Below are 23,836 nucleotides of genomic sequence, written 5' to 3'. Positions count from 1 at the left end.
CACCCCTCAGATAGACAGCTTGTTGACGCGTTTGCCGCCGTACAACAGATTGACGATGGCGCGGGTACCGACAATGGCGGTAAACATGGAGGTTGCCACACCAATAGCAGTGGTAATGGCGAAGCCTTTAATGGAGCCGGTACCCACTGCGTAGAGGATCACCGCCGTGATAAGCGTGGTCACGTTGGCATCAACAATACTGGAAAACGCACCGCGATAACCTTCATGGATCGCCTGCTGAACAGAGCGGCCATTTTTTAGTTCTTCTTTGATACGTTCATTAATCAGTACGTTAGCATCGACAGCCACCGCCAGCGTCAGCACGATCCCAGCAATACCCGGCATGGTCAGCGTCGCGCCCGGTAACAGGGACATAATGCCGACAATCAGCACAAGATTAGCAATCAGCGCCGTCGTGGCAATCACGCCAAACTTACGATAGTAAATCACCATAAACAGAATGGAGGCGATAAGTCCCCACAGGCAGGCTTCCAGGCCCTGAGTGATATTCTGCTGCCCCATGGTTGGGCCAATGGTGCGTTCCTCAACAATCTGGATCGGCGCAATCAGCGCACCGGCACGCAGCAGCAGTGAAAGCTGACGCGCTTCGGTTGGGTTGCTGATGCCAGTGATACGGAAGCTGTTACCCAGTCGCGACTGAATATTGGCAACGTTAATCACCTCCTCCTGCTTCGCCAGAATTGCCCGGCCATTAGCGTCTTTCTTACCGCTGTCTTTGTACTCCACGAACAGGGTGGCCATTGGCTTGCCAATGTTGTCCTTGGTGAAGTTAGACATGATTGTGCCACCGGCGCTGTCCAGCGAAATATTGACCTGCGCCTGGTTGTACTCATCCTGGCTGGAAGTGGAATCAGTAATGTGATCGCCGGTCAGAATCACCCGCTTATACAGCACAACAGACTGACCATTACGGGTGTTTTTCACTTCCGAATCGCCCGGTACGCGGCCGTTTGCCGCGGCAGTAGCGTCAACCGAGGTATTGACCAGACGGAATTCCAACGTCGCCGTCGCGCCCAGGATCTCCTTAGCACGCGCCGTGTCCTGGATGCCCGGTAGCTCGACCACGATACGATCGGAGCCCTGACGCTGAACCAGTGGCTCCGCCACGCCCAGCTGATTAACGCGATTACGCAAAATATTAATATTTTGCTGCACTGCATATTCACGCGCTTCGCGCAGACGATCGTCGCTCATCACCGCACGCAACAGGTTGCTGCCGCTGTTGCCGATCACCAAATCACGATGCCGCGAGGTCAGCCAGCTCGACGCATCGTCACGCGTCTGAGTATCACGGAAACGAATTTCGAGACCGTAATTGTCGGTTTTACGCACGTTGGCATAAGGGATATTTCTTTCGCGCAGATCGCTTCTCAGGCTGTCGATGTTCTGTTCCTGAAGCTTGCCGAGGGCAGTATCCATATCCACTTCCATCAGGAAATGAACGCCACCACGCAAGTCCAGACCCAGTTTCATCGGCTCTGCTGACAACATGGCTAACCAGGCCGGCGTCGCCGGAGCGAGATTAAGAGCAACAACGAAGTCCTCACCCAATATTCTGGCAAGCGCATCACGGGCGCGCAGCTGCACGTCACCGTTAGCAAAACGCGCCAGAATTGCGCCATTTTCCAGGGCAATTGATTTGCTCTGGATATTTTCTTGTTTCAATGCGTTCTGGATTTGGCCCAGTGTCTGCTCACTGACGGCGCTTCCACGCGCACCAGTGACCTGAACAGCCGGATCCTCACCATAAAGGTTGGGAAGTGCATACAGGGTGCCGACGACTAATACGACAATCAGCATGATGTACTTCCACAAAGGATAACGGTTTAACACAGCAGTTCCTTAGGGAAAACGGAAAATTACAGCGCCTTCATTGTACCTTTCGGCAGAACAGCAGTCACAAAATCACGTTTTACCACCACTTCTGTGGTTTCGTTCAACGCGATAACCACGTAACCGGTATCAGCAACTTTGGTCACGCGCCCGACCAGGCCACCGGTCGTCATGACTTCATCGCCCTTAGAGATGGAATCCATCAGTTTTTTGTGATCTTTTGTGCGCTTTTGCTGTGGACGCAGGATCATAAAGTAAAAAATCAGGCCGAATACCACCAGCATAATGACCAGTGAGTACGGGCTTGACTGTGCCGGTGCTGGTGCTCCCGCAGCAGCCACTGCGTCAGAAATGAAAAAACTCATTAACTTTCCCTCATTGTTTAATTATCAGACGTTTAGCGATGGAACCGCCTTCCCCGTCCGCTCATAGAATTCGCTAACAAAGTGCTCTAATCTACCTTCTTCAATGGCCAGGCGCAAAGCCGCCATCAAACGCTGGTAATAGCGTAAATTATGGATAGTATTCAGGCGTGCGCCGAGTATTTCATTACAGCGATCAAGATGATGCAGGTAGGCGCGACTGTAATGACGGCAAGTGTAGCAATCGCATTCCGCATCAAGTGGAGAAGTGTCATCCTTATACTTCGCATTGCGGATTTTCACCACGCCGTCGGTGACAAACAGATGGCCGTTGCGCGCATTGCGGGTTGGCATTACGCAGTCAAACATGTCGATGCCGCGACGAACGCCCTCAACCAAATCTTCCGGTTTGCCCACGCCCATCAGATAGCGCGGTTTATCCCGCGGAATCTGTCGACAGACATGCTCCAGAATACGATGCATATCCTCTTTTGGCTCACCCACTGCCAGACCGCCCACAGCGTAACCATCGAAGCCGATCTCTACCAGCCCTTTTACCGAAACATCGCGCAAATCTTCGTAAACACCGCCCTGGATAATGCCAAAAAGCGCATTTTTATTGCCCAGCGCGTCGAAATGATCGCGGCTGCGCTGCGCCCAGCGTAACGACATCTCCATTGAACGTTTGGCATAATCCCAGTCCGCCGGATAAGGCGTACATTCGTCGAAGATCATCACAATATCGGAGCCGAGATCGAACTGGATCTCCATCGATTTTTCAGGATCGAGAAAAATAGCATCGCCGTTGATCGGATTGCGAAAATGCACGCCAGCTTCGGTGATCTTGCGAATATCGCCTAGGCTGAACACCTGAAAGCCGCCAGAATCGGTCAGAATCGGGCCTTTCCACTGCATAAAATCATGCAGATCGCCATGTAGCCTCATCACCTGCTGGCCGGGACGCAGCCAGAGATGAAACGTATTGCCCAGGATGATCTGCGCACCGGTGTCCTGCACTTCTTCCGGCGTCATGCATTTAACCGTGCCGTAGGTGCCTACAGGCATAAACGCTGGGGTTTCCACTACCCCGCGCTCGAAGATCAGACGACCTCGGCGGGCCTGCCCGTCGGTAGTATCTAATTCAAACTTCACGTCGCCTCCATCAGAGAAACAGTCTGACGATTGATAAAATGTGGCGCATTCTAGCAACCATATAAACCGCTACACAAGCCAGCCAGCGAGAGAGTGCAGGGCGCAGGGGAACGGTTGATGCTTTGTTGTGGCGTGCTACCGGCCTGACTTCCTGATGAAAAACGTTGCAGAAACCAAATGTCTGAGTCCGCGTGGCCATAACAGGTTTATCAAAAGGTTTCGTTTGACCGTTTTCATGCCATTTTTTCCCCATCGCACTAAGCCTTGATGCCACACAGCCCTGCTCCAGGAAAAGAGCATTTCACTCTGACTGGAATAGGATAAACGGGCATTTTTCCCCACAGTTGATGCCTGAAACAGAGTCAAAATCCGGCCTCTAACTGGTTTGCACAGGGCATTTATCGCAGCGTTTCTTAATAAGGCAGGCAAATCATGACATCGCGTACACCTGACATCCAACGCCGGATAATTTAGCGGCCCTGGTCGGTTATAGCAGAAAAATCCGCCGATCCGGCAGGATAGTTCAGAACTTTACTTTCCTCCCAGCTCATTCACCGCGGCAGGATTTCGGGTAATAAACATGGCGTCTCCATAGCTAAAGAAACGGTATTTTTCAGCCACGGCCTGTTGGTAAGCGCGCATGGTGTTGCGATAACCGGCAAACGCAGACACCAGCATAATCAACGTCGATTCCGGCAGGTGAAAATTGGTCACCAGCGCATCAATCACCTGATAGTGATAACCGGGATAAATAAAGATTTTGGTGTCGTCGAAAAAAGGTGCAATCAGCGTACTACCCGCCGCCTGGGCGGCGCTTTCCAGCGAACGTACCGAAGTGGTGCCTACCGCCACCACGCGATTGCCGCGTGCTTTACAGGCCAGCACCGCATCTACCACCTCCTGTGGCACTTCAGCATATTCAGCGTGCATAATATGGTCTTCGATACTGTCCACCCTCACCGGCTGGAAGGTCCCTGCCCCTACATGCAGGGTAACAAACGCCGTTTCAATCCCTTTATCGCGTAGCGCGTCCAGCAGCGGCTGGTCAAAGTGCAGGCCAGCCGTCGGCGCGGCAATCGCGCCGGGACGCTGGCTGTATACCGTCTGATAAAGCTCGCGATCGGCCTCTTCATCCGGCCGGTCAATGTAGGGCGGCAGCGGCATATGGCCAACCGCATTAAGGATCTCCAGTACCGAACGCTTATCGTCAAAGCAGAGTTCAAATAACGCGTCATGACGGGCAAGCATGGTGGCCTTGACGCTCTGATCATCGCCGAGCAACAATTCTGCACCGGGCTTCGGAACCCTGGACGCGCGCGCATGCGCCAGCACGCGATGATCGTCAAGCACGCGCTCCACCAGTACCTCAATTTTTCCCCCGCTGACTTTGCGGCCAAACACTCTCGCCGGGATGACGCGTGTGTTATTGAACACCAGCAGATCGCCCGGGTTGAGAAAATCCAGTAAATCCGTGAACACGCCGTGGGTCAGTTCGCCATCGGGCCCATTCAGAGAAAGCAGGCGGCATGCGCTGCGCCTGGCCTGCGGATAGTGGGCAATCAGAGAGTCGGGTAGTTCAAAAGAAAAGTCGGCAACGCGCATGGCCATTCACTGTCAGGGAAGTCAGGGCGCGTAGTCTAGCTGAAAACCGACTATATCTGAACCACCACATGCTTTGCCGCACCCCATCACTGACTACGGAAGGGTCATTTGCAGCGGACGATGCTGACAAAGCCACGACAGGTTCGGGTGTGCGGCCAGCAAATAAGTCGATATACTCTTCGCCATGAATTATCTCGCTCATTTACATCTCGTCAACCTGGCTGGCAGCTTGCTGTGCGACAATCTGATGACCAACTACGTTCGCGGCAATCCCTGGGATGTCTGGTCGCAACCTATTGCCGAGGGCATCCAGCTACATCGCCGCATCGATGTGACGACAGACACGCTGCCTGAAGTATGCCCGGCCCGGGCGTTGTTTCGGGGAAAAAACCGACGCGTCGCTCCTATTGCGCTGGACGTTATCTGGGACCATTTCCTTTCCTTACATTGGGATACAATCCAGCTGGAAATATCCTTGCCAACTTTTTTGCCCGATTGCTATTCTGTTATCCAGCCTGAATTATCGTCGACCCCAACCCGGTTTCAGACGCTTAATCACCACTTATGGGCCGAGCGCTGGATGGTACGTTACGCCGATGCTGCGTGGCTGGAAAAAGTTTTTATCGGCATTGCCAGCCGACGACGACGCCTCGCTGCGCCGGGTGATTCACATCGGGATTTCCTGGATAACTATCAGAATTTAATTGAAATTTTCTGGCAGTTTTATCCGAAGATACGTAACAGGGCGGCGCGAAAGCAGCTGTAAGCAGCCTAAGCCATTTGACCATTACCCTGAAAAACACAGGGCTAATAATATAAATATATCTGGTTTATTTTGTCCAGATTGATAGGTGTAGCCTATATAAATAATTGATGATGTCTGCTGTTCCGGGGAAGCGCATGCCCCGTAATAGTCAAACCCTAAATTTTTCTCATTTAACTTACCAATACAGGAGTGAATATGGTCCTGGTAACTCGTCAAGCCCCTGATTTTACTGCCGCAGCCGTGCTGGGAAACGGTGAAATCGTTGAAAACTTTAACTTTAAAAAGCATACTGCCGGTAAAACTGCCGTTTTGTTCTTCTGGCCAATGGATTTCACCTTCGTTTGCCCGTCAGAGCTGATCGCTTTTGATAAGCGTTACGAAGAATTCCAGAAGCGCGGTGTTGAAGTGATCGGTGTTTCTTTTGACTCCGAGTTCGTACACAACGCATGGCGTAAAACCCCTATCGACAAAGGCGGCATCGGCGAAGTGAAATACGCGATGGTTGCTGATATCAAGCGTGAAATTCAGAAATCCTGGGGCATCGAGCACCCGGAAGCAGGCGTTGCCCTGCGTGGTTCCTTCCTGATTGATAAAGCCGGTGTGGTTCGCCATCAGGTTGTGAACGATCTGCCACTGGGTCGTAACATCGACGAAATGCTGCGTATGGTTGACGCACTGCAATTCCACGAAAATCACGGGGAAGTTTGCCCGGCACAGTGGGAAAAAGGCAAAGAAGGGATGAACGCATCGCCCGATGGTGTGGCGAAATACCTGTCTGAAAACGCCGCTAAACTGTAATTTACCTTCAGGTAAAACTGAAAAGCCCGCGTCTGGCGCTGAGGGATCCCCACTAAATCAGCGCTAATAAATCAACACCATATTTCGGTGGGTTTTGGCGAGGTGACACAGAACTGCATCCAGTGCCGCTCGTTTTAATATCAGCGGAGAGTGTCGTAAGACATTCTCCGCTAACGTCAGGAACGAGATGACCCGCCTCGATATCAGGCTGTTCGCCTGATATCTCAGATGTAATCCTTTAATTTCAGCGTAATACCCCAGTAGACACATCACCGTGGTGGCCCAGTGTTGCCAGCAGGATCAACACCAGCATTCGTCCCTCTGTACCGCTATTACTGGCACGAAGACCGAAGCCGAAGCGCTCACTTTTTTCGTCCCAAAAGTTTTGTTCAGTCTGCATTCTTCTGCTGTATAACCTCATTATTTCCCGTGGCTTATAGATATCCGTGCTGCTGAAGATTAGCCCGGGGTCCTTCACCACTTCACGTCCATCACACTCCTGCGAGTAGCGAGCTATCCGGCAACGCCCACGCTTATTTTTACGTTGTTTAGGCTCTTTTTTATGAAGATAAAAATGACCATCACAACGGGCATATTCAGCCCTTGCAAGAGTTCCCGGCCCCAGATATTCCGGTTTACTGCTGGCCTGTAATGCCTCGCGCCTGAACCAGTGCTCCCCTTTTTTCTCCAGCCGGAGTTGAATATTCCCTCTGACGCGCCCGATAAAATCCCGGTCCAGTGATTTTATATGTGGGAACCTGGCATTCTGAAAGTCTGTATCAGTGATAATCAGCACTTTTTTTCTGTGGCAATAGCGGCAAAAAGTACATCAGGAAGCGACTTTTGCACGTCCATATTTTGCTGTTTATCTGAAGAAATACTCTTGCTCATCAGAGGAATAGAGCGCCCGGCACAGACCTGGCAGGCTCTTAAAACATGAAAAACCTGAGAAGGATATCCACGCCAGTCAACGGCAATAACGCACAGGAAAGGTACTGAGTAAGAGGTGAGGTAATATTATGAAATATAGGAATATTGTCATGTAAAACGGTATTCCCCAACAGGCGGTCAACACGCTTAACTTGTGTCACCGGCAGATAACGACAATGCTGGTGACAGTGAGAGAAGCCCCACACATCAAGGCAGCAGTGACATCGGGCAGTGCATTCTGCCGATACTGGTGAAACAGGGCTAAAGCATGGCGGAAAAACGTCTGTCATAATGAGCGAACAGGTATAGAGGCGATTTCCCTGAATTGGAGCCTATAAATAATTCTGTGTAACTGCCACCATATTAAAGGTGAGCGCTCAGGCGGTCACCAAACCCGATAATAAAACGACTCATCGCCAGCCAGGACCCTGTAAATAATTCTGTGTAACTGCCACCACGTCAAAGGTGATCGCTCAGGCGGTCACCGAACTCAATAATAAAGCGGCTCATCGCCAGCCGACAGTTCTGGATCGGCATACTCCATTTTTTCGATGCCGACTGGATTGCCAGGTAAATAACCTTTCGCACTGAGTCATCCGTCGGGAATACCTTGCGTTTCTTAATGGCGGCACGGATCACGCTGTTCAGCGACTCAATGGCATTCGTGGTGTAGATAGCTTTTCGGATGTCAGACGGATAGCCGAAGAACGTATTGAGGTTTTCCCCGTGCGCACGCCAGCTTTTGCTGATTTGTGGATATTTGTCATCCCATTCTTCGGCGAACGCATCCAGCGCCATCCGTGCGGCCGCTTCTGTTGGTGCCTGATAAACGGTTTTCAGCCCGACCGTGACCGCTTTGTAGTCCTTCCACGCCACGTATTTCAGGCGGTTACGCACCATGTGGATGGTGCACAGCTGGATGTGAGTCTGCGGATAGACGCTGTTTATCGCATCCGGGAAGCCCTTCAGGCCATCCACGCAGGCAATCAGGATGTCCTGAAGGCCGCGATTTTTAAGTTTCGTCAGCACGTTCAGCCAGAACTTTGCACCTTCATTTTCAGCCAGCCACATCCCCGGAAGCTCTTTCCGGCCTTCGGTATTGATGCCCGGCGCCAGGAACACCGCTTTGTTAATCACGCTGCCATTCTGACGAACCTTAACAACAATACAGTCCAGATAAACAATGGGAGTATCGACGATTTCCCGCGTGGTCATGCCTTTGGCATACAAGGATAAAATCTGGCTGTCCATCTGCGTGATACGCGTCTGATTCTTCTTAATCAGCTGAGGTTCAAAGGTATTTTCCCGGTCGCGCGGCGTGTTTAGCCCGATTTCACCGTCGTCGCACAGCAGCGTTTTCGAAGAGTAGCCGTTGCGGGTATTGGTGCTGGTTTTAGGGGCATTTTTCTCATGCCCGAGGTGGTCAGTCAGTTCTGCATTGAGTGCCGTTTCAACGGTCAGCTTCGTGAGCATGCGGGAAAACTGATTAAGGCCGGCCTCAGTTTTGAGGCCTTTGGCCAGTTCAGCAGCAAGGGCCTTAAGTTTCTTCTCGTCCATAATTTGCCTGTCTCCATTGTTGGAGTGAACATATCAAAAACAGGCAATTACACAATTTTAATTACAGTCTCTGTCGCAGCGGGTATTGCCTGACGACGCTATTCCACCTACTTCCGGTAATCAAAGATACCGGCTGCCAATACCAGCTGACTGGCGACCTCATGTGCTTTCTCTTTATTCACCAGAATATCAATAAGCTTAAGGGCAAAGTCGATGGCTGTGCCTGGTCCCTGGCTGGTAAGAAGATTAACGCGTGGGTCCCACACTACCCGCTTATCCATCCACTTTGATGGTGGGATAGTGTCTTTCAGGCCTGGAAATCCGGTCATATTACCAACAGGGAAAAGATTGTGCGGCACAAACACCGTGCCCGCAGCGGCGCAGATCGCCGCCACAATACGCCCGGAGAGATGAAACTGGCGCACCGTTTCCACCAGCAGCGGGCTGTCGCGAAACGTCTCTGCCCCTTTCAGGCCGCCAGGCAGGACAATCGCAGAAAAGTCGCCATCAGCCACCTCAATCAGAGGAGCATCAGCCAGCAATTTTACCCCGCGTGAACAGCGGATGTCCGTACGGCCATCTTCCGTCACGCTGGCGGTGGTCACCGATACACCCGCGCGAACAAGTAAATCAATGACCGTCACCGCCTCCATTTCTTCACTGCCAGTAGCCAGGCAAACGAGTACCGATGCGTTCACGCCCATCATTTTGTTCCTTATGCTTAATCAGTTCATAAAGTCGGTTATTTTCCGGCGTGGTTAATCCCTGCGCCCGAGCGCGGCGAATAACATAGCCAGTGATATAGTCGATCTCGGTGCGCCGCCCTGCACGAATGTCCTGCAACATGGAAGAGGTATTGGCGGCGGTGGAATGAATGACATCCATCACATAAGCTAGCAATGCTTTAGGTGACGTGTGCTGTCCTTCTCGCGCCATCACCATTGCGACTTCGTTACACAGCACCGCCACTTCCGCCTGATGATGAGCGAGTTCACCGTTCAGGCAGTCATACTTTACCGTCAGGGGATTGATTACCGCATTGACCGCCAGTTTTTTCCAGGCGGCAGGTGCAACATTATCATGCCAGGCAACGTCGGGCAGCGCCTGTTGCAGCACCTCTGCCAGAATGCTCAATCTGGCGGCTTCTGGCGAAGTGGGCCCAATATGTGTGATGCCGTTGGCAACATGGATAACGCCTGCACCCTCACGTTTAGCGGCGTGCGTGGTGATGCCGTGCAGCACAGGCTGATGCACTGATTTCAGCTCTTCCAGTGCGCCCAGGCCGTTATGCAATAACAGCACCGGGCAGGCATTACGCAGGAAAGAATGCAGGTTTTTTACTGCTTCAGAAATTTGCCACGCCTTTAGCGTTACCAGTAAAAGATCGCTCTCTGCAAGAAAAGCAGGATTATTGGCGACAAATGTTTTGCTGATGGTTTCCCCTTCTGGCGTGAGCACATTTACCCGGCACCGGGGCTGCGGTACCCTCAGCCAGCCCTGAACATCGTGTCCCTGAGCGTCAAGGGCAGCCAGCCAGATTTGCCCTATTGCACCGCATCCTAAAACGGTAATCTTCATTCATCCTCTCCGCATACGGGGTGAGACTATAGTGCTCTGCTACCTGACCGTTATTGCTCAGTACGACTGATTGTTGTGAGTCACCATTCCGATTATAGCTTTCGCCTCGGATAGTTTTTTTAAGTCAGATAAGTCGTTATTATGCCAGCCACTTTTAGAATCAGGAGAATAAATCATGCCATCTTTCGATATTGTTTCCGAAATTGACATGCAGGAAGTCAAAAACGCCGTCGAGAATGCTAACCGTGAAGTGTCGAGTCGTTTCGATTTTCGCAACGTGACTGCCAGCTATGAACTCAATGAAAAGAATGAATCAATAAAGGTCTTAAGCGAGTCTGATTTCCAGGTAAAACAGCTGGTGGACATTCTGCGTGAAAAATTGCTAAAACGCGGTATTGAAGGTGGTGCAATTGAGGTTCCTGAAGAGATCGAACACAGTGGTAAAACCTGGGCGGTGGATGCACAGCTGAAAAAAGGTATTCCAACCGATGTGGCAAAAAAACTGGTGAAGCTGATCAAAGACAGTAAGCTGAAAGTTCAGTCGCAGATTCAGGGCGAAGAGGTGCGGGTAACCGGTAAGTCTCGCGATGATTTGCAGAGTGCGATGGCGCTGGTACGCGGTGGCAATCTTGGTCAGCCTTTTCAGTTTAAGAATTTCCGTGATTAAAAAAACAGGGCGATGTTTTTCGCCCTGTGTTGCACAACCTTCATCGTATTAATCAGGTTTCAGTCCGGGTTCAACAAGGCTGTAGATCTGATTATTGAGTGGTTTGGCTAACAAACCGACAATGGCCAGTGCAACATCCGCCCGCTGCACCAGCCCGTGCACCTCTTTATTTTGCTGAAGCTGACCTTTTCCGGTAGCCGCGCCATTTAATACACCACCGGGACGGATGATGCACCATGTCAGCTGGCTGGTTTGCAACCAGCTCTCGGCAAGGGATTTTTCCCGCACGGCCTGACCAAACGCGCGTTTTGCACGGTCTGACAGCCAGGGCCAGCTGTCACCACAGCCAAGCGATGTAACCATCAGCATCTGACCCACGCCCGCCAGCGCCGCGCAATCGATCAGGTTACGATGCGCCACATAATCCTGGTCACCTCCGCCCAGAGTGGAAACAATAACGGCATTGGGTCCGGCAGCGTGGCAGGCCTGAATCACGCTTCTGGCATCGCAGGCATCGCCGACTATAGCATGCACGTTATCAAACGCGTTCAGCCTGTCGGCATCTTCCTGCTTACGCACCATCGCCACCACAGGCTGTTGATGGGCGTTCGCGTAGTCGATCAGTTCCGCACCGACGCCGCGCGCGGCACCAAATATTAACCAGGTTGCCATTATTTATCTCCTTTAGACAGGCTCTCTGCCAGCTGGTGGAATGCGGCAAGCTGATCGGCAAGCAATTGACGATGGCTGTCGCGACCCACAAAAATTTTTAACATAGCCTGGCCCTGTGCATTAAGGAAGAGAACCGAGGCGGTGGCCATCCCCATAAATGGGCGTTCAACAAAAGCGATATGTCGGCAGTGGCTGGCGCGAATGTGGCCGCTCAGACCATCTTTACCGTGCAAATTAAAATAGCCATGGCTGTGATGCCCGGGTGGTAACGACCCGTGAAGCTCCAGAATGATATCCTGATTGTTCACCAGCGTGGTCACCGCCCCCCAGCCAGTGATGTTTTCCCAGACCGCATCAAAGTGACCGCCATCGATAAGAGTTTTAGCCGGGAGTGCTTCAATCACGGCCAATAAGCTGACCTTGTAGCGCCCGGCAATCTCTTCCAGCATGCCGTCAGGATGCGTTTGCATCAGTTCAGAGAGGGTGGGTTGCATAGTGGCTTCCTTTTTCGGATTGAGTAGCGGTGAGTTGCATAACGATTTCCGCCAGAGACTGCATTAAATTATTTGCCCAGAAGCGGCCATCATTAGTGAGTCGCAAACACAGGCTGGCGTCTTTTAGCAGTCCCGACTGATACCATTGTTCGACCAGCTTCTGTAGCCGTTCTGGCATGGGGACCAGCGTGGTCAGATCAAGACGCCCGGCGTCTATTCCACCCTGTAGCGAGTGCAGCCAGCGCTGCGAATGCGCTACAGCAGGGGGCATCATGCCTATGGTTTTTTGTCCGTTGTCCAGCAGGCGATGCATCGTATATGCCTGGCCATTCAGATTGCCGCCCACACCAGCACCCAGCGCAAGGCAGTCGGCTCTCTGCTTGATCAGCAGGTTGTACAGATTACACACCCGGGTGGTGCTGGCCGAGTGACTGTTGCTTAATCGTCGCCAGCCGTACTCAGCCAAGCGTAGCACACCCTGAAGGTAAAGATCGCGTCGTTCGCTTATGTCTGGCAGGGCGGCCCGCTGGTTTTCCACGGCCTTTGCCAGCGGCGTCCCGGGCAACAGGTTCAGGGCGTAGAGATCCACGCCGTCAAGGCCGATCTCCCTGACCGTCTTCAAATATTGCTGCCAGTTTTCTGCTGTCTGACCGGGCAGGCCAAACATCAAATCGCAGACGGTGGTTGTCCTGTCGCGTCGACATAATTTCTCAAGAAAGGTTACTGATTGCTGGCGGTTGGACGTTCGCGCCATGCACTTACGAATATGGCTGTCAAACGTTTGTATACCGATGGAGAAGCGGTTCGCCCCTGCATCAAGGCAGGCATCAATACGTTCATCATCAAAATTAAGTATCCGTCCTTCAATGGTGATTTCACAATCCGGAACAAGCGGAAGTTTCTCTCTTGGCAGGCTGATTATTCGGTGCAGACTTTTCGCTGATAAAGAGGTTGGTCTGCCGCCGCCAAAGTAAACGGTGTGAACGTGAGCGGACTGATCTAATCGGCTATCGGCCTCCATCTCAATTTTACGCAGCAGATAGCTAACGTATTTTTCAGTCTCATCTGACTGGTATTTATTTTGATAAAAACCACAAAAAGTGCAGCTTGTATCGCAGAACGGTACATGAAGATAGATCAGTCGTTTACGCGGAGGCACCGGTTGCAGTAACAGTTTTTGCCAGGCGGGTTGAATCGCCTCGGGGGCTACGGTGTTGCGCCACAGCATGGCGGTCCGGCGTTCGGCAAAAGCCGGTGTGCTGGTCTGCGCAAACCAGAGGGTAAAATCCATCTGCGTTGTCCTTTTAATGAAGCGAGGCGAAGAGTGGAAGCTTTTAGAAGAGAATCGTTATCATTCCCTAAAGTATCCGGTTAGCGCGATGATTTACGTCAAAAATGATGAAAGAAAGCCAATTAGCCAATGCTATACATTGGCTTGTAGAAAATCATGGCAGGGTGCGGTAAACGAAAACTGTCCGGGGAATGACGCGGCCTGGGTAATATTTAGCGGCGGTAAACAAGGTTTTTTTGCGGCAGGGTGGGCGCGGATTTTTTTAGCCAGTCGTAAAGAAGCTCAATGTTTTTGATACGGGGTGAGTTGGCGGGCCAGACCAGATAATACCCATCGCCCGTCGCGACTGCCTCTTCAAAGGGCAGCGAAAGCAGGCCGCTATTGATAGCTTCCAGACTGAGCAGGAGATCTCCGACAGAAATACCGTGGCCGCTGATAGCCGCCAGGTTTCCCTGCTCCAGTGTGTCGAAAACCTTGCCGCCGGAAAGATCGAGTCCCGGATTGCTGGCAGTTTTTTTCAGCCATCTTCGCCAGTCACGACGGTCAGGTGAGGGATGAATAAGCTCGCATTCCGCCAGATTGGTCTGTGCGGCTGTTTTTAAACGCGGTGCGCAAACCGGGATGAGCCATTCATCAAACAGCAGGCTGCTGGCCGTTGCCTCACCGAAGTTGCCGTTCCCCAACAAAATGGCGCAGTCGTAAGGTTCAAAACTGAAATCCACCACATCGGTATCCATCCAGACGCTGGTAATTTCAATACGCGGCGTGGGGTGACTTTCGCGAAATGCGTTAAGCACATCAAGCAGCCAACGCATAGTCAGCGTTGAAGGGGCTTTGAGACGCAAATTGTGGCTGTTACTTCGGAAGGCCAGGCAAGCGCGCTCTATGCAAAAAAAACCTTCGGTAAGATGATCGGCCAGCACGCGCCCGGCATCGGTTACTACAATACGTGGACCGTTTCGCCGGAAAAGTTCACAGTCAAACCAGGCTTCGAGCGTACGAATATGCCGGCTGATTGCGCCCGGTGTAACGTTGAGTAAATCTCCCGCTTTGCTGAATGAACCAAGCCGGGCTGCTGCTTCAAAAGCACGTAGTGCATAGAGTGGTGGAAGTGACATTATTTTTCTTATTTTGATTTTTTATCACATTAAGCGCGAGTTTAATCCGTTTTTCAATACCTGTACAGAAATGAATAATTTCGACTGACAATCAGGCTTTGAAAGAGAAACAAGATGGGCGACAGGCTATTCAACAATGGGGCAATACTCAGACAGTCCGATTTAATGATGCTGCGCAGGGATGTAACAAACGGTACCCTGCATCACGGCTGGAAGCTTGATGGTTTTAGTGATATTGCCGACAGGCTGGAAGGTCGTCATTTTCCCTGCCTTTTTGCCCGTCATGCATGGAAATCGGAATCGCTGCTGTTTGGTTTTATCAGCCAGCAGCAGACCACCAGTGAGATGCTGGCCATAATGGATTTGTTTGTCTGGCGCACGCGGAACTTGCCGGAAGAAGAACGACTTTACAGCCCGTTGATTGTGATTTTTGAGCAGAGTGAGTTTTCTTCTCTGGATCAGGCTCATCGTTTTGCATGGCAGCAGCTGCAGATGCTGCATGACCATGATGCAGTGCCCTGGCCGGCGCACATTCCCAATTCACCCGAAGACAGTGCGTGGTCGTTTTGCTTCGGTGGTGTCGAGCTGTTTATCAATATCAGTTGCCCGGGCCATATTCGCTTACGCAGCCGTAATCTGGGTAAGCGGGTTGTTTTTGTGGTCAACCCCCGTCCCCATTTCGACATTCTTGCCAGCCATCGCGACCCGAAAGGCATTAAGATCCGCGAAAAAATTCGTGCGCAAGTCCGTGATTACAATCAGGGCTATGTCCCCGCCGAACTGGGTTTTTATGGCGATGCAAACAACCTTGAGTGGAAACAGTATCAGTTGCATGAACCCGGTTCGGCCAGTTTTTCTGGCTGCCCACTCCACATACGTAAGGAAAAAAGAACACCATGAATCTGACGCTTCTGGGAGCATATATTCTTTCGGTTATGATGTTATTACTGACGCCAGGGCCTGTGGTGGCACTGATTACCGGTACGGCTGCGCGTTACGGATATCGCAGCGCGTTTGCCACTGCAGTTGGCACCAATGGCGCATCACTGGTGCTAATTGCGTTAGCCACGCTGACGTTGAAAGGGGTTGTGTCACTGCCCCCAGTCTGGATTTACCTGACGGGTGTTGCAGGATCGCTCTACATTGGTTATGCCGCTTTCCAGAGCTTGCTGCTCCAGCCTGAACTTCAGCAAACCACGGTGAAATCCACCGCGAGCCATCGCGGGGGGGTCCTGAAAGGTTTTATGACAGGTATTGCCAATCCCAAAGATATTCTGTTTTTTGTCTCGTTTTTTCCTCAGTTTATCGCGATCACGCGTGACTTCAGCACCAGCATAATGACACTTTGTGTGGTCTGGATTTTTTTCGATTTTGCTATCCTCTCCCTTTATATTCTGACGGTTAAGCGCTGGATGCCATCCCGCCACGGTAAAACCATTGAGCTGACTTCTTCCCTGTTTTTGCTGGGTGTCGCGATATGTGGGGTAATATACAATGTGTTTGAAATAGCTGACCTTGTTGCAAACGGAAGCGTATAAACGGGAAACGAACATGCATTTGTATATTTTTTACCTGGGTGGCAATGCCGGAAAATCGAATATTGAAGTTCATGACATTCAGTTTGTTGTCGCTGCGAAACCGCAGGATGCCTGGCCCGCGCTGCGTGAAGCCTGGTTTGGTGATGCCGATAAAGTGCATATCGACGGCTACGCCCGGCTGACCTGGGCGGATGGCTATAGCGTCAGCCTCAGCCCTGTGCCACCGGACGATAAAGCCACGCGACTCTGGTTTGTTAATGTGGGCGGCTACCACCCATCCAGTCTCGCAGAATTACATGCCTTTGATTTTTTTGTGGCAAAGAATGTTAAGGAAGCTAAAGTGCGTGCTCTGGCCAGCCTGCTTAAGGGTTCGTTGCAACAACATAAAGACAATCTTCAGGAGGTGGATGATTGCCTGCTTCTGGACAAAGTGGGTGCTCTTTACATTCACCTGACGCCTTGTGAAGCGGGTACGCCTTTTACACCAGAATAGCAGGGTTATCAGCCTATTGGTACGTGATATATCAGAGGTCAATCACCAATTTGCTGACAGACTGCGGGAACAGCAAAGCGCGATTTGTTGCTGTTCTGCATTTTTTCGCAATCCGACTGAACGGTATCGCGATGATCCACCTTTCCTTCCTTCACGCCTGTCAGGCATGCGCCGCACATTCCCATTTCACAGGAAAGCGGGACGTCCACGCTATTTTCGGTCAGCACACGGGCAATCGATTTTTTCGCAGGAACCTGCCACTGCTGGGCTGTTGACGCCAGAGTAACGGTAAAACTGTTATTATCCTCAACTCTTTCAGTAAGTTCCGCTGGCTTAAAGGCTTCAGTGTGAATATTTTCCGCCAGCCAGCCAAAGCGGATGGCCATCTCCGTCATTTGTTTCATAAATCCTTCCGGCCCGCATAGATAGAGATGGATCTGCGCAGACGGTTCTGCCAGCTCTACCGGAACATGCGTACGCGGACTTTGTCTCTGTCCGCTGGACCAGATGGAGCAAATGCCGTGTTGTCGTTCCCTGGTGAGCGGCTCAACAAAAGTCGCATCCTTATGCTGTTTCACGTAATAATTCAGAACGAACGGAACACCTCCCGCTTCCATCGATTCCGCCATGGTATACAAAGGCGTGATGCCAATTCCCGCTGCTAACAGGATAACTTTGCCGTTGCGCTATTCGAATGATTACCGGAAGGCATGCGTATGACAACCGCAGGGGAGCTGCTTTATTATGAATTTGGTCCGCTGGCAGCGGGAATTCAGCGTAACCCGGCAGCGGTTTGACAATATTCAGTGGTTGAAGCGCCGCCAGGTCAGTGCGTGGCTGGTTCAGGCACTGACGGAAGGTAAGGTGGCTGAAGAGCTTGCCACGGTGGCCTGTGAAAATGAATGGTTAACGCTGAAACTGGCTGTTGAAAACAGTTCAACGATTTGCAGGATGATCCGCGATTCAGAAGTTGATTTCGGGTTAATACTTGATCCGGGGGCGGTGAGTGGGCTGGAAGTGCCGGCGTTCGCCGAACTGGATATGGGCGTGGTTTTGCCTGCGGGTCATCCTCTCAGCACACAGCAGAGCCTTTCATTCGGTCAGCTCAATCTGGGGCGGCATATCATTCCTCAGGCGTCGCTGGTGGTTCATGAGTGTGTTATTTCACTCTACCAACGATCGGGGCAATTTCCGGAAAATTTTATTTCCTGTAACGATATCAGTCTGATACGTAATATGGTGATTCAGGGTTCGGGTATCTGCATACTAAGCTGGTTGGATGTGATGGCGGAGGTGGCTAACAGGCAACTGAGCTTTGTGCCGCTGAAAAATAACCTGCTATGACCGCTCACCCTCGCATTATGTACGGCACCGTCGCGCCAGCTAACACGCGCTGCCCTGCATGTTATACAGCGACTGTGCGAGATAATTGAAACTCTTGATCGCCAGGTTAAGTGCCGCAGCTAACACGCGCTGCCATGTTTTAATCGGCTGCACAGTAAAACGCCACGGATGCCCGTGGCGTCGCAGCAATCAGTTACTGGCAACCAGTGCTTCCAGTTCATGACGGCTGGTAACTTTGCTGTCGATTTTAATATAGGCGCTTTTTTCTTCCGGCACGATAAATACGGCGGCAACGCCCGGCTGAGATTTTAGCTTTCTCTCCAGCTTATCTTTATCGATATCGTTTTTAATAACGATACGAAGACTACTGATGTAAGGCGGTTCCTGCATGTTAACACTGAGCAACAGCCAGGCAGCGGCGATGAACGCCCCAGCCAGAAAGACGGTTTGCGCATCAAAGTGACCAAACACCCAGCCACCAAGACTGCCACCAATTGCCACACCAATAAACTGGCTGGTTGAGTACAGGCCCATCGCGGTACCTTTATAACCCGCAGGTGATTCTTTGCTGACCAGCGAAGGCAAAATGGCCTCCATCAGATTAAAGCCGATAAAAAACAGCTGGGTGCCCAGCACCAGAGTCCAGAAGTGTGTGCCTGCGCCCCACAACACCACTTCCGCAATCAGCATCAGTGCTACACAGCAGACAAAAACCCGCTTCATCTGACGTTTTACTTCGGCATAGATAATAAAGGGAATGACGCTGCAAAAGGCAATCAGCATGGTGACCAGATAGACTTTCCAGTGCTGCTCTGCCGGAAAACCGGCCCGCTGGAATTCACCAGGCAAGGCAACAAAACTGGACATTAACAAAACGTGCAGGCACAGGATGCCAATATTCAGTTTGACCAGCCGACTGTTGGCCAGTATGTCTTTAATGCTGCCTTTCACCATGCCCGACTCGCGATTGAGAAGATGATTCGGCGTGGAAGGCACCACCAGCAGCGTAATCACAATGCCGCTTGCTGCCAGCACCGCTATCATCCAGAACAGTGCGTGCAGGCCAAACGCGTGAGTGATAATTGGGCCAAGCACCATCGCCAGCGCAAAGGTGATGCCGAAGCTGATGCCGATAAACGCCATCGCTTTCGTGCGGTTTTGTTCACGGGTCAGATCCGAAATCAGTGCCATGACCGCTGCAGCGATCGCCCCTGAGCCTTGCAGGGCGCGTCCGAGAATAACTCCCCAGATTGATGTGGTACAGGCGGCGATAATGCTGCCGAGGACAAATATCAGCAATCCACCTACGATCAATGATTTACGACCAATTCTGTCGGAGAGCAGTCCAAATGGAATTTGAAACACCGCCTGTGCCAGACCGTAGATACCAATGGCAAGCCCAATCAGTGCCTCACTCGCCCCCTGTAAGGCCATGCCATACGTTGTTAGCACGGGCAGCACCATAAACATACCCAGCATGCGCAGGGAGAATACCGTTCCCAAACCCCAGGTCGCGCGCAGCTCGACCGGTGTCATTTTATTATCGTTCATTACAACCTCAGATTATCTGGTGCGCATAGTTTAAGGAGGTGGGCAGGGTGGGTAAAATATTTCTTAAAAAACAGTCGTAACAAAAAGAAAAGGCGCGCCACCCTGTTTATATGACACCGTATCTGCGCTGGAGTAGCCAAAGAACTTACCTGAGTAATTTTTTTAGTATTGACTCGCTATCTGCACATTGATACTGCATCAACTTTTGTGGGTGGTGCACCCTGAAGAGAAGTTCTGAGCTACCAAACGTAAGTCAGCAGATCCTTTGAAGCCGGGGTCATAAAGTCCACCGACATCATGACGCTCAGTGCGGTAATGGCAATGATAGAGAAGACAAACAGCTTTCTGGCCCAGACGCGATCATTTTGCGTCTTATATCCTGAAAGCGCCATTCCCAGCCACCAGACGCTGACCGCAGCAGCAACCATCAGATATTTGTAGCCCGCGTAGCCCACCAGCGTCAGCATCAGGGTCGCAATCATAAACGCCAGTATGTAGAGCGTAATATGATTTTTCGCCACGGAAATACCCTTCACCACTGGCAAAACCGGAATATTGGCTGCCTGATAATCCTTAAAACGAAAAATCGCAATGGCATAGGAATGCGGCATCTGCCACAGGCTGAAGATAGCCAGCAGAATTAACGCACCGGCATCAAACTGACCTGACACCGCACAATAACCGATCACCGGAGGTGCAGCGCCAGAAAGGCTGCCAATCAACGTGCCGTAAACCGATTTGCGTTTCATGTACAGGCTGTAAATCCCGACATAAACAACAAAACCCATCACCGCCAGCCACATGGCCAGCGGGTTGGCACCGAGATACAGCAACGCAAAGCCAGCAATACCCAGAACGGTGGCGTAAACCAGAGAGGCGGTGGGAGAGATGAGGCCTTTTACCATCACTCGATTCCTGGTCCTCTCCATTTTTTTGTCGATATCACGGTCGATAAAGTTGTTATAGACACAACCCGATGCGACCACCAAGGAGACACCGACTAAGGTGGTGAGAAACAGGGAATAGTTAATGCTGCCTTTCGAAGCCAGCAAAAATCCCCCAATGACAGAAATAAGATTTCCGAAAATAATGCCTGGTTTAGTTACTTGCAGGTATTGCTTTATCATCACAGGTAGCTCAGTTAGTTGGCCATCATGTTGTAGTTGAGGTTCCACATGATCCATAGCGAGCCAACAACAACTATCAAGATGATTATTGCAGCAAAGACAATTGCTACAAGGTTCCATCTCTCTTCAGAAGAGGTGTTCAGGTGCAGGAAGTAGACCAGGTGGACCAGCACCTGGACCACTGCGCAAACCAGCACAACACCAAGGATGGTCGCTTTCGAAGCCGTGCCATCCATGACCATCCAGAAAGGGATTGCGGTGAGAATGATCGACAGAATAAAGCCGATCATATAAGACTTCACGCTGCCGTGTGACGCACCATGTTGGTTAACAGAATGACTCATTACATGGCTCCCATCAGATAAACAATGGTGAATACGCAGATCCAAACCACATCGAGGAAGTGCCAGAACATGCTCAGACACAACACACGCGTGCGGTTAGTATCAGACAGACCGTGACGAGCGATCTGATACATCAGAACGGCCATCCAGATCAAACCCGACGTTACGTGCAGACCGTGTGTACCTACCAGCGTAAAGAATGCCGACAGGAAGCCACTGCGCTGTGGGCCAAAGCCTTCCAGAATCAGGTGATGGAATTCGTAAATCTCCATCCCGATAAAGCCCAGACCGAACAAAAATGTCAACGCCAGCCAGCCAATAACGGCACCTTTGCTGCCTTTGTTCATGTTAATTACGGCGAAACCGTAGGTAATAGAACTGAGCAGGAGTAATGCTGTTTCCACCAGAACAAATGGCAGTTCAAAAATATCTTTACCTGCCGGGCCACCCGCCGTGTTGTTAACCATTACGCCATAGGTTGCAAACAGGGTGGCGAAGATGATGCAGTCGCTCATCAGGTAGATCCAGAAGCCAAAAACCTTGTTGGCTCGCGCATCGTGATGCCCATGCTCCGCATGGGCGTCGTGGTGCTTAGTCAGAGTTTCAGTTGACATTTTTCAGACCTGCTTTGCTAATTTCGTCAAAGTGCTGATTCTCGATTTTTTCGATTTCGGCAACGGGAACGTAGTAATCCACATCCTGATCAAAGCTTTTGATTACCCAGGAGACGATCATGCCAACAAAGGACAGACCGAACAGCCACCAGATATGCCAGATAGCTGCAAAGCCAAACACCAGGCTGAACGCTGCGATAATCACACCTGCACCACTGTTCTTCGGCATATGAATCTCCGCATACTGAGCAGGGCGCTTGTAAGCTTCGCCTTTTTCTTTCATTTCCCAGAATGCATCACGCTCGTGAACGACAGGGACTTCAGCAAAGTTATAGAACGGCGGTGGAGAGGAGGTTGCCCACTCCAGCGTACGGCCACCCCATGGATCGCCTGTCACATCGCGCAGTTGTTCGCGGTCGCGGATGGAAACCCAGAACTGAATAACCTGGCAGAGAACGCCACAGGCAATCAGTGCTGCACCACCAGCTGCAACCACCAGCAATGGATGGAACTGCGGGTCAATGTTCTGACTTAAACGACGGGTCATGCCCATGAAGCCAAGAGCATACAGCGGCATAAAGGCAACAAAGAAGCCGATAATCCAGAACCAGAAAGCGCGGATGCCCCATTTTTCATTCAGGCAAAAGCCAAACGCTTTCGGGAACCAGTAGGTTACCCCTGCAAAGCAGCCAAACACCACGCCACCGATGATCACGTTATGGAAGTGGGCAATTAGGAACAGACTATTGTGCAGAACGAAGTCTGCGCCGGGGACGGCCAGCAGCACACCGGTCATGCCACCCACGGAGAAGGTCACCAGGAAGCCCACGGTCCACAGCATGGCAGAGTGCATCTGGATACGGCCCTGATACATGGTGAACAGCCAGTTAAAGATTTTAACACCGGTCGGAATGGCGATAATCATCGTCATGATACCGAAGAAGGCATTAACATTGGCTCCTGCGCCCATAGTAAAGAAGTGGTGCAGCCATACAATGAAGGACAGGATGGTAATAACAACCGTTGCCCACACCAGAGAGGTGTAGCCAAACAGGCGTTTTTTCGAAAAGGTCGCAACCACTTCGGAGAACACACCGAAGACCGGCAGGACCAGAATATAGACTTCTGGATGGCCCCAAACCCAGATCAGGTTAACGTACATCATCATGTTGCCGCCCATTTCATTGGTAAAGAAATGGAAGCCCAGATACCGGTCAAGGGTTAGCAGTGCCAGAGTAACGGTCAGCACCGGGAAAGCAGCAATGATTAGGACGTTAGTGCAGAGTGACGCCCAGGTGAACACGGGCATCTTGAACATGGCCATGCCTGGAGCTCGCATTTTCAGGATAGTAACGAAGAAGTTAATTCCGGTAAGTGTCGTCCCGATCCCTGAAAGCTGAAGACTCCATATCCAGTAATCCACCCCCACCCCAGGACTGTATTCCGCACCAGAGAGAGGAGGGTAGGCCAGCCAGCCAGTCTGAGCAAATTCGCCCACGCCCAGCGACAGGTTGACCAGCACCACACCGACCGCCGTGAACCAGAAGCTCAGGTTGTTCAGGAAGGGAAAGGCAACGTCGCGTGCGCCAATTTGCAGAGGAACCGCAATGTTCATCAGACCAACAACAAATGGCATCGCTACGAAGAAGATCATGATTACCCCGTGAGCGGTAAAGATCTGGTCGTAGTGATGTGGCGGCAGGAATCCGGCATCGCCCGCCGAAGCCAGTACCTGCTGGCTACGCATCATCACCGCGTCGGCAAAGCCGCGCAGCAGCATGACGAAAGCCATAATGATATACATGATCCCGAGTTTTTTGTGATCGACAGACGTTAGCCATTCTGACCACAGGTATTGCCACTTACCAAAGTAAGTAATTGCTCCAGTAACAGCCAGACCACCAAGAATGATGGCGGCAACCGTTACCACGATAATTGGCTCATGGTACGGAACTGCATCAAGGGTTAATTTTCCCAACATCGT

General features: G+C 51.4%; 24 protein-coding genes and 1 pseudogene. 7 read left to right on the top strand and 18 right to left on the bottom strand.

The features are described from left to right. Nucleotides 1-6: 6 nt before the first annotated feature. From secD to queA, 4 genes are all read right to left on the bottom strand, one after another. A complete protein-coding gene (secD, locus tag LU633_RS22555; protein ID WP_016190654.1) occupies nt 7-1,854 on the bottom strand; it encodes a protein translocase subunit SecD in 1,848 nt (615 codons plus the stop codon). A 26-nt stretch (nt 1,855-1,880) separates the two neighbouring features. Further along, complete coding sequence (gene yajC / locus LU633_RS22550; RefSeq protein ID WP_016190655.1) at nt 1,881-2,219, bottom strand: preprotein translocase subunit YajC; 339 nt, start codon at nt 2,217-2,219, stop codon at nt 1,881-1,883. A gap of 24 nt (nt 2,220-2,243) precedes the next feature. Continuing rightward, on the bottom strand, nt 2,244-3,368 hold the full coding sequence (gene tgt, locus LU633_RS22545; protein ID WP_016190656.1) for a tRNA guanosine(34) transglycosylase Tgt: 1,125 nt from the start codon (nt 3,366-3,368) through the stop codon (nt 2,244-2,246). A gap of 531 nt (nt 3,369-3,899) precedes the next feature. After that, nucleotides 3,900-4,970 carry a tRNA preQ1(34) S-adenosylmethionine ribosyltransferase-isomerase QueA gene (gene queA, locus LU633_RS22540; RefSeq protein WP_016190658.1) on the bottom strand — a complete coding sequence of 357 codons (1,071 nt, stop codon included), beginning with the start codon at nt 4,968-4,970 and terminating at the stop codon, nt 3,900-3,902. A gap of 184 nt (nt 4,971-5,154) precedes the next feature. Here queA and LU633_RS22535 point away from each other — a divergent pair, with 184 nt between their 5' ends. Both LU633_RS22535 and LU633_RS22530 read left to right on the top strand, forming a co-directional pair. Continuing rightward, a complete protein-coding gene (locus LU633_RS22535; RefSeq protein ID WP_016190659.1) occupies nt 5,155-5,736 on the top strand; it encodes an acyl carrier protein phosphodiesterase in 582 nt (193 codons plus the stop codon). Between the two features lie 195 nt (nt 5,737-5,931). Continuing rightward, nucleotides 5,932-6,534: a peroxiredoxin C gene (locus LU633_RS22530; protein ID WP_016190660.1), complete on the top strand. Its 603-nt coding sequence runs from the start codon at nt 5,932-5,934 to the stop codon at nt 6,532-6,534. 63 nt (nt 6,535-6,597) lie between these two features. Here the strand turns inward: LU633_RS22530 and LU633_RS22525 are convergent. From LU633_RS22525 to panE, 4 genes and pseudogenes are all read right to left on the bottom strand, one after another. Beyond that, nucleotides 6,598-7,723 (bottom strand): annotated as a pseudogene (locus LU633_RS22525) (IS4 family transposase). A gap of 200 nt (nt 7,724-7,923) precedes the next feature. Then, a complete protein-coding gene (locus LU633_RS22520) occupies nt 7,924-9,021 on the bottom strand; it encodes an IS256 family transposase (RefSeq protein WP_046372085.1) in 1,098 nt (365 codons plus the stop codon). Nucleotides 9,022-9,128: 107 nt separating this feature from the next. Beyond that, nucleotides 9,129-9,719: a protein deglycase YajL gene (gene yajL / locus LU633_RS22515; RefSeq protein ID WP_016190662.1), complete on the bottom strand. Its 591-nt coding sequence runs from the start codon at nt 9,717-9,719 to the stop codon at nt 9,129-9,131. Further along, nucleotides 9,679-10,599 (bottom strand): 2-dehydropantoate 2-reductase, encoded by a 921-nt coding sequence (panE, locus tag LU633_RS22510; protein WP_016190663.1) that lies wholly within the window; start codon nt 10,597-10,599, stop codon nt 9,679-9,681. The genes yajL and panE overlap by 41 nt, the downstream gene beginning before the upstream one ends. A gap of 175 nt (nt 10,600-10,774) precedes the next feature. On the opposite strand from panE, the gene LU633_RS22505 reads away from it, so the two are divergent. After that, nucleotides 10,775-11,266 carry a YajQ family cyclic di-GMP-binding protein gene (locus LU633_RS22505; protein WP_016190664.1) on the top strand — a complete coding sequence of 164 codons (492 nt, stop codon included), beginning with the start codon at nt 10,775-10,777 and terminating at the stop codon, nt 11,264-11,266. A gap of 48 nt (nt 11,267-11,314) precedes the next feature. Here LU633_RS22505 and LU633_RS22500 read toward each other — a convergent pair whose 3' ends face one another. The 4 genes from LU633_RS22500 to LU633_RS22485 all read right to left on the bottom strand — a co-directional run bounded on the left by LU633_RS22500 (nt 11,315) and on the right by LU633_RS22485 (nt 14,841). Next, a complete protein-coding gene (locus tag LU633_RS22500) occupies nt 11,315-11,938 on the bottom strand; it encodes an NAD(P)H-binding protein (RefSeq protein WP_016190665.1) in 624 nt (207 codons plus the stop codon). Then, on the bottom strand, nt 11,938-12,432 hold the full coding sequence (hutX, locus tag LU633_RS22495) for a heme utilization cystosolic carrier protein HutX (RefSeq protein ID WP_016190666.1): 495 nt from the start codon (nt 12,430-12,432) through the stop codon (nt 11,938-11,940). The genes LU633_RS22500 and hutX overlap by 1 nt, the downstream gene beginning before the upstream one ends. Next, nucleotides 12,413-13,741, bottom strand: coding sequence for a heme anaerobic degradation radical SAM methyltransferase ChuW/HutW (gene hutW / locus LU633_RS22490; protein ID WP_407647046.1), 1,329 nt, complete (start codon nt 13,739-13,741; stop codon nt 12,413-12,415). The genes hutX and hutW overlap by 20 nt, the downstream gene beginning before the upstream one ends. A 194-nt stretch (nt 13,742-13,935) precedes the next feature. Then, nucleotides 13,936-14,841, bottom strand: a complete 906-nt coding sequence (locus LU633_RS22485) for a LysR substrate-binding domain-containing protein (protein WP_016190668.1) — start codon at nt 14,839-14,841, stop codon at nt 13,936-13,938. A 114-nt stretch (nt 14,842-14,955) separates the two neighbouring features. Between LU633_RS22485 and LU633_RS22480 the strand changes: the two genes are divergently transcribed. Genes LU633_RS22480 through LU633_RS22470 form a run of 3 tightly spaced genes read left to right on the top strand, consistent with a single transcriptional unit; the run spans nt 14,956 to nt 16,872 of the window. After that, nucleotides 14,956-15,741: a YqcI/YcgG family protein gene (locus tag LU633_RS22480; protein WP_016190669.1), complete on the top strand. Its 786-nt coding sequence runs from the start codon at nt 14,956-14,958 to the stop codon at nt 15,739-15,741. Then, complete coding sequence (locus LU633_RS22475) at nt 15,738-16,379, top strand: LysE family translocator (protein ID WP_016190670.1); 642 nt, start codon at nt 15,738-15,740, stop codon at nt 16,377-16,379. Before LU633_RS22480 ends, LU633_RS22475 begins: the two co-directional genes overlap by 4 nt. 13 nt (nt 16,380-16,392) lie before the next feature. Further along, entirely contained in the window at nt 16,393-16,872 is a 480-nt protein-coding gene (locus tag LU633_RS22470; protein ID WP_016190671.1) for a DUF1543 domain-containing protein, read from the top strand. A 38-nt stretch (nt 16,873-16,910) separates the two neighbouring features. On the opposite strand, the gene LU633_RS22465 is transcribed toward LU633_RS22470, so the two are convergent. Then, nucleotides 16,911-17,501 carry a flavin reductase family protein gene (locus LU633_RS22465; RefSeq protein ID WP_233481370.1) on the bottom strand — a complete coding sequence of 197 codons (591 nt, stop codon included), beginning with the start codon at nt 17,499-17,501 and terminating at the stop codon, nt 16,911-16,913. Between the two features lie 115 nt (nt 17,502-17,616). On the opposite strand from LU633_RS22465, the gene LU633_RS22460 reads away from it, so the two are divergent. Next, nucleotides 17,617-18,216, top strand: coding sequence for a LysR substrate-binding domain-containing protein (locus tag LU633_RS22460; protein WP_016190673.1), 600 nt, complete (start codon nt 17,617-17,619; stop codon nt 18,214-18,216). A gap of 189 nt (nt 18,217-18,405) precedes the next feature. Here the strand turns inward: LU633_RS22460 and LU633_RS22455 are convergent, their stop codons facing one another. The 5 genes from LU633_RS22455 to cyoB form a co-directional block, all read right to left on the bottom strand. Then, complete coding sequence (locus tag LU633_RS22455) at nt 18,406-19,767, bottom strand: MFS transporter (protein ID WP_016190674.1); 1,362 nt, start codon at nt 19,765-19,767, stop codon at nt 18,406-18,408. A 239-nt stretch (nt 19,768-20,006) separates the two neighbouring features. Then, nucleotides 20,007-20,894, bottom strand: coding sequence for a heme o synthase (gene cyoE / locus LU633_RS22450; RefSeq protein WP_016190675.1), 888 nt, complete (start codon nt 20,892-20,894; stop codon nt 20,007-20,009). Between the two features lie 14 nt (nt 20,895-20,908). Continuing rightward, entirely contained in the window at nt 20,909-21,238 is a 330-nt protein-coding gene (locus LU633_RS22445) for a cytochrome o ubiquinol oxidase subunit IV (RefSeq protein WP_016190676.1), read from the bottom strand. Beyond that, entirely contained in the window at nt 21,238-21,852 is a 615-nt protein-coding gene (locus LU633_RS22440; RefSeq protein ID WP_016190677.1) for a cytochrome o ubiquinol oxidase subunit III, read from the bottom strand. The genes LU633_RS22445 and LU633_RS22440 overlap by 1 nt, the downstream gene beginning before the upstream one ends. Continuing rightward, nucleotides 21,842-23,833: a cytochrome o ubiquinol oxidase subunit I gene (gene cyoB / locus LU633_RS22435; protein WP_016190678.1), complete on the bottom strand. Its 1,992-nt coding sequence runs from the start codon at nt 23,831-23,833 to the stop codon at nt 21,842-21,844. The genes LU633_RS22440 and cyoB overlap by 11 nt, the downstream gene beginning before the upstream one ends. Nucleotides 23,834-23,836: the final 3 nt, after the last annotated feature.

It is taken from the genome of Erwinia tracheiphila, from assembly GCF_021365465.1.
In the GTDB taxonomy this organism is placed as follows: domain Bacteria; phylum Pseudomonadota; class Gammaproteobacteria; order Enterobacterales; family Enterobacteriaceae; genus Erwinia; species Erwinia tracheiphila.
This window is presented reverse-complemented; position numbering and strand designations above follow the sequence as displayed.